This window comes from Marinobacter sp., assembly GCF_041690455.1.
Classification (GTDB): domain Bacteria; phylum Pseudomonadota; class Gammaproteobacteria; order Pseudomonadales; family Oleiphilaceae; genus Marinobacter.
Genome location: NZ_JAWLHI010000133.1, coordinates 1 through 4,057 on the forward strand (window position 1 = coordinate 1; position 4,057 = coordinate 4,057).

At 56.1% G+C, this 4,057-nt stretch carries 2 protein-coding genes and 1 pseudogene; 1 reads left to right on the top strand and 2 read right to left on the bottom strand.

What is annotated here, in order from left to right:
- Positions 1-132, top strand: a pseudogene (locus ACESMW_RS18530) (ribonuclease T); the annotation flags it as partial.
- 76 nt (positions 133-208) lie between these two features.
- Here the strand turns inward: ACESMW_RS18530 and ACESMW_RS18535 are convergent.
- Together ACESMW_RS18535 and ACESMW_RS18540 are read right to left on the bottom strand one after the other, a co-directional pair.
- Complete coding sequence (locus ACESMW_RS18535) at positions 209-2,455, bottom strand: methyl-accepting chemotaxis protein (protein ID WP_372988442.1); 2,247 nt, start codon at positions 2,453-2,455, stop codon at positions 209-211.
- 156 nt (positions 2,456-2,611) lie between these two features.
- The coding region (locus tag ACESMW_RS18540; RefSeq protein WP_372988443.1) for an SDR family oxidoreductase at positions 2,612-4,057 on the bottom strand (1,446 nt) is incomplete at its 5' end.

Below are 4,057 nucleotides of genomic sequence, written 5' to 3' on the forward strand. Positions count from 1 at the left end.
TTCAGCAACAAGGAAGCCCACTCTGCAGCCTACGATGCCGAGAAAACGGCAGACCTGTTCTGCGGCATTGTGAATCGCTGGAAAGAACTGGGCGGCTTCCCGCCTCCGGTGATCCCCGAAGAGACCGAGTAACCGCCATGAAAAAACCCGCCGCAGCGGGTTTTTTTAACTGTGCGCCAGGCATAGGTGTGAAAGTCACGCCTCGTACTCAGCTGACTTTAAACCGGGACAGCGAATCTTTGAGCTGATGAGACAACTCCGCCAAGTCACCACTGGCTTCGGATATCTGGGCCATGGCCTGTTTGGTCTCAAAGGACTTTTCAGCAATTGTAGATACGTTGCGCGTTACTTCTTCGGCCGTGGCTGATTGCTCTTCGGATGCCGTGGCAATCTGCTCGGCCATACCGGACATCCGGGTGACCTCGTCCACTGCCTCGCGAAGCCGCAATACAACGGCTCCTGCCCGCTCGGAAATACCACTGGCCTGGGCGCTGCAGCGGGTAACCACCTTTGAAGCACGCTCCGACGAATTGACCAGAGTTTCGATGGAACTACTTATCTCCTCAGTCGCCTTCTGGCTATTCTGGGCCAGGCTGCGCACCTCATCCGCAACCACCGCGAAACCCCGGCCCTGTTCACCGGCCCGGGCCGCTTCAATGGCTGCATTCAGAGCCAGCAAGTTAGTCTGGTCGGCGATGGACTTTATCGAATCCAGAACCCTGGTGATGGATTCCATATTCTTTCGCAAATCCTCTATGCCGGCCTCTGCTTCCTCCAGTTCCCTGGCCATAGCACGGGTGTCAGCAGCGGAGGATTCCACCTCGGTGGCGCTGCGGCTCACCGCCTCATCAGTGCGCCGGGCACCGGCTGCCGATTCAGCGGTATTCTGGGACACCTCGCTGATGGCGGAGGACATTTCTTCAATGGCCGACGCCACCTGCTCAGTCTGCTCTGCTTGCTGATTCACATTGTCCAGAGTCTGCGAGATAGTGCCGGACAATTGTTCAGATGCACCAGCCTGGCGCTGGGACGCTTCTTCAACCTTGAAGATCACTTCTTTCAGGTCCGACACCATCTTGAGCATGGAGCCGTATACACCCGTGGCCCTGTCACTGTCGGACGAGTCAATGACCAAGTTACCCGCAGCCACCTGCTCCGCCAGTGCCTGCAATTCGGCCGGGTCTTTGCCAAGGGGTTTCATGATCCGCGCCGCGGTCCAGACTGCCACGGCCACCACGGCCAAGATCACAATAGCAATGGCTATCGCCGCCAGAGTCCACATTTCACGCACCGGCGCCAAGGCCTCGTCTTCGCTGATCTCCGCCACCAGCGCCCAGTTCAGCCCGCCTACGGTAACTGGCCTGTGGGCGGAAAACACTGGCTCGCCACGGTAGGACGTAACCACGCCTTCACCGGAATTCCCAGCCAGAGCTTCATCCACCGATGTCGAACTAATGCGTCCATTCTCCGGCTCGGCAAAGGAAGCGACAACACTGCGGTTTTCCGGATCCAGGTAGGAGTCTGACCGCATCAGGTTATCCGGCCCCACCAGATAGGCATCCCCGGTTTCGCCCATGCCATCTCGTTCCATCATGATGTTGTTCAGGCTGTCGATGGGGAACTGGAAGGCCAGCACGGCCAGCCGCTCATCTTTTTCGGAATATATGGGCGTTGCCACAAATCCCGCAGGAGCACCGTAGGACGGTACATACTTCGTAAAATCAACAAAAGTCGGTGCAGTATCCTGTCCGTCAGACAACGCCTGACGATAAGCCGCCGCCAGGCCAGAATCCGCGTAGGGACCGTCTTTCAGGGAGGTAGCAAAATCCACCTCTTTGGCTACGGAATAGATAACATGGCCTGTATCGGCATCAATGAGATAAATATCGTAGTAGCCGAAAGCCTCCTGAAACTCCTTGAACGAGGTGTGCCACTGTTTGTGAAGCGTGTTATAAAACTGCGCGATATGGACGTCAGCCGATACCAATTCGTCTTTCTGCCCCACAGGATTTGGGTTGTCCACGATGTAACCCATCTGCAGAGCCAGGCTGTTTTTGCTGAGGGATGCAACGAAGTCCGAGGCTGAACGTCCGTTAGCACCACCATTTTGCTGCAAGGGTGGCAAAAAATTCTGCTGATAATAAGCCTCGACGTTGTCTCGTAAGGTCGATTGCTCCGCTTTTACCAGTTTTTCATAATTTTGAAATGCCAAACCAAACCCCTGGGCCGCAGTTCGGGTCCCGCGATTATTGGCCATGGCTTTCAGCTGCCGGGTAATGGTGTTGAGATAATCTTCAACACTACGCTGCTTATTGGTCGCCGCAATAGAAAGTTGTTGCAACGCCTGTTCCTTCAGGCTTATTCGGACAATTTCGGCGTTAAAAAACGAGATGGCAATTACGGGAAGCAGGCCAACCAGCAGCAAAGTCAGCAAAAGACGTTTTTTCAGAGTCATCAATGGCCTCATTTAGTATTGTTCTTAGGCTAATCATCGGCTATCGGCAGGTTTTCTTTAGCCCAGAAAAACTCATAAAAGAGGCGAATCTCGTTCAATCAATTTATATGGGAGGGGGAGTAACTCCCCCTCCCGCTCGATTCAGGGGCTACCACGTTACCAGTAGATGCCCCGCATGATGGCGGCGAAAGCCACCTGCTCGCTGGACACCTTTGGCTTCTCCCCGGAACGGCTACCGGCGGCAGCCGGTGAATCCGGGAACATCCGGTAACCGGTATTCATGACAATTTCGGCCATCTTCGGTGCCAGAGCATGCAGGACCTGGGCAAAGATACCCAAACGGGTAGCGATTCGCTTCGGCCGATAGACAATGGCATCAGCAACCATGGTCGCAGCCTCGTCCGGCGTTAGCGTCGGAACAGAATCGTAGATCTTGGTTGGCGCAATCATCGGCGTTTTCACCAGCGGCATGTTAATGGTGGTGAAAGTGACATTGCGATCCGACCATTCCGAAGCGGCGCAGCGGCTGAAGGCATCCAGCGCAGACTTGGAGGCCACGTAAGCCGAGAACCTGGGAGCGTTGGTCAACACACCGATGGACGAGATGTTGACCACGTGACCGCGGCGATTCTCCAGCATCTTGGGCGCAAAGCCCATGATCAGACGAACGGAACCAAAGTAGTTCAGTTGCATGGTGCGCTCGAAATCGTGGAAGCGGTCGAACGACAGATCCAGTGAGCGGCGAATCGAGCGCCCGGCGTTGTTGACCAGCACGTCGACCTGGCCATGGTTATCCAACACGGTCTTCACAAACTCGTCGCAGGCATCCATATCTGAGAAATCGCAGGGATAGGCATGCACGCTTGCGCCCCGGGACTCCAGCTCCGCGGCCACTTCTTTCAGGCGCTCGAGTTTGCGGGCACCGATCACAAGGATCGCGCCGGCGTCTGCCAGTTTCTGGGCGGTTGCAAGACCAATACCGGACGTAGCACCGGTCACCACGCAGACGCGACCTTCAACCGTGCCCTTGAGCGTGCGGTCCTTGAACAGGTCCGGGTCCAGATTACGCTCCCAGTAGTCCCAGATCACCGGGGCGTAGTCCGGCAGGCGCGGCACTTCAATGCCGGTGCCTTTCAGAACGCGCTCGGTTTCGCGGGCGTCAAAACGGGTCGGGTAATTGATGAACGACATCACAGAGGGCGGAATGCCCATGTCATCAAGAATGGCCGATGTCAGACGCTTCACCGGTGGCAGATTCTTCAAGCTCTGGCGAATGAATGGCGGAATAAAGCCGAACATGCGGGAATCGATCCGCATCCCCATCCGGGGTGCGTGACCAGCCTCGCTGAAGATGTTGAGAATTTCGCCAACCTTGTACGGATCGGTATCCACAAGGTGGAAGCACTTGCCGTCTTCGCCCTCGAGGTGGGCAATGTGATCCATGGCGTTAACCACGAAATCCACCGGCACAATGTTCAGACGCCCACCCTCGACACCGATGGTCGGCACCCACTGGGGCAGCGCGTGGCGGATTTTCTGAATCATCTTGAAGAAATAGTAGGGGCCATCCACCTTGTCCATTTCACCGGTAGCGGTATGCCC

Bases quoted from the DNA above. Each gene is read 5' to 3' on its own strand.
- ACESMW_RS18535 (WP_372988442.1), bottom strand. From the start codon at position 2,455: ATGACTCTGAAAAAACGTCTTTTGCTGACTTTGCTGCTGGTTGGCCTG.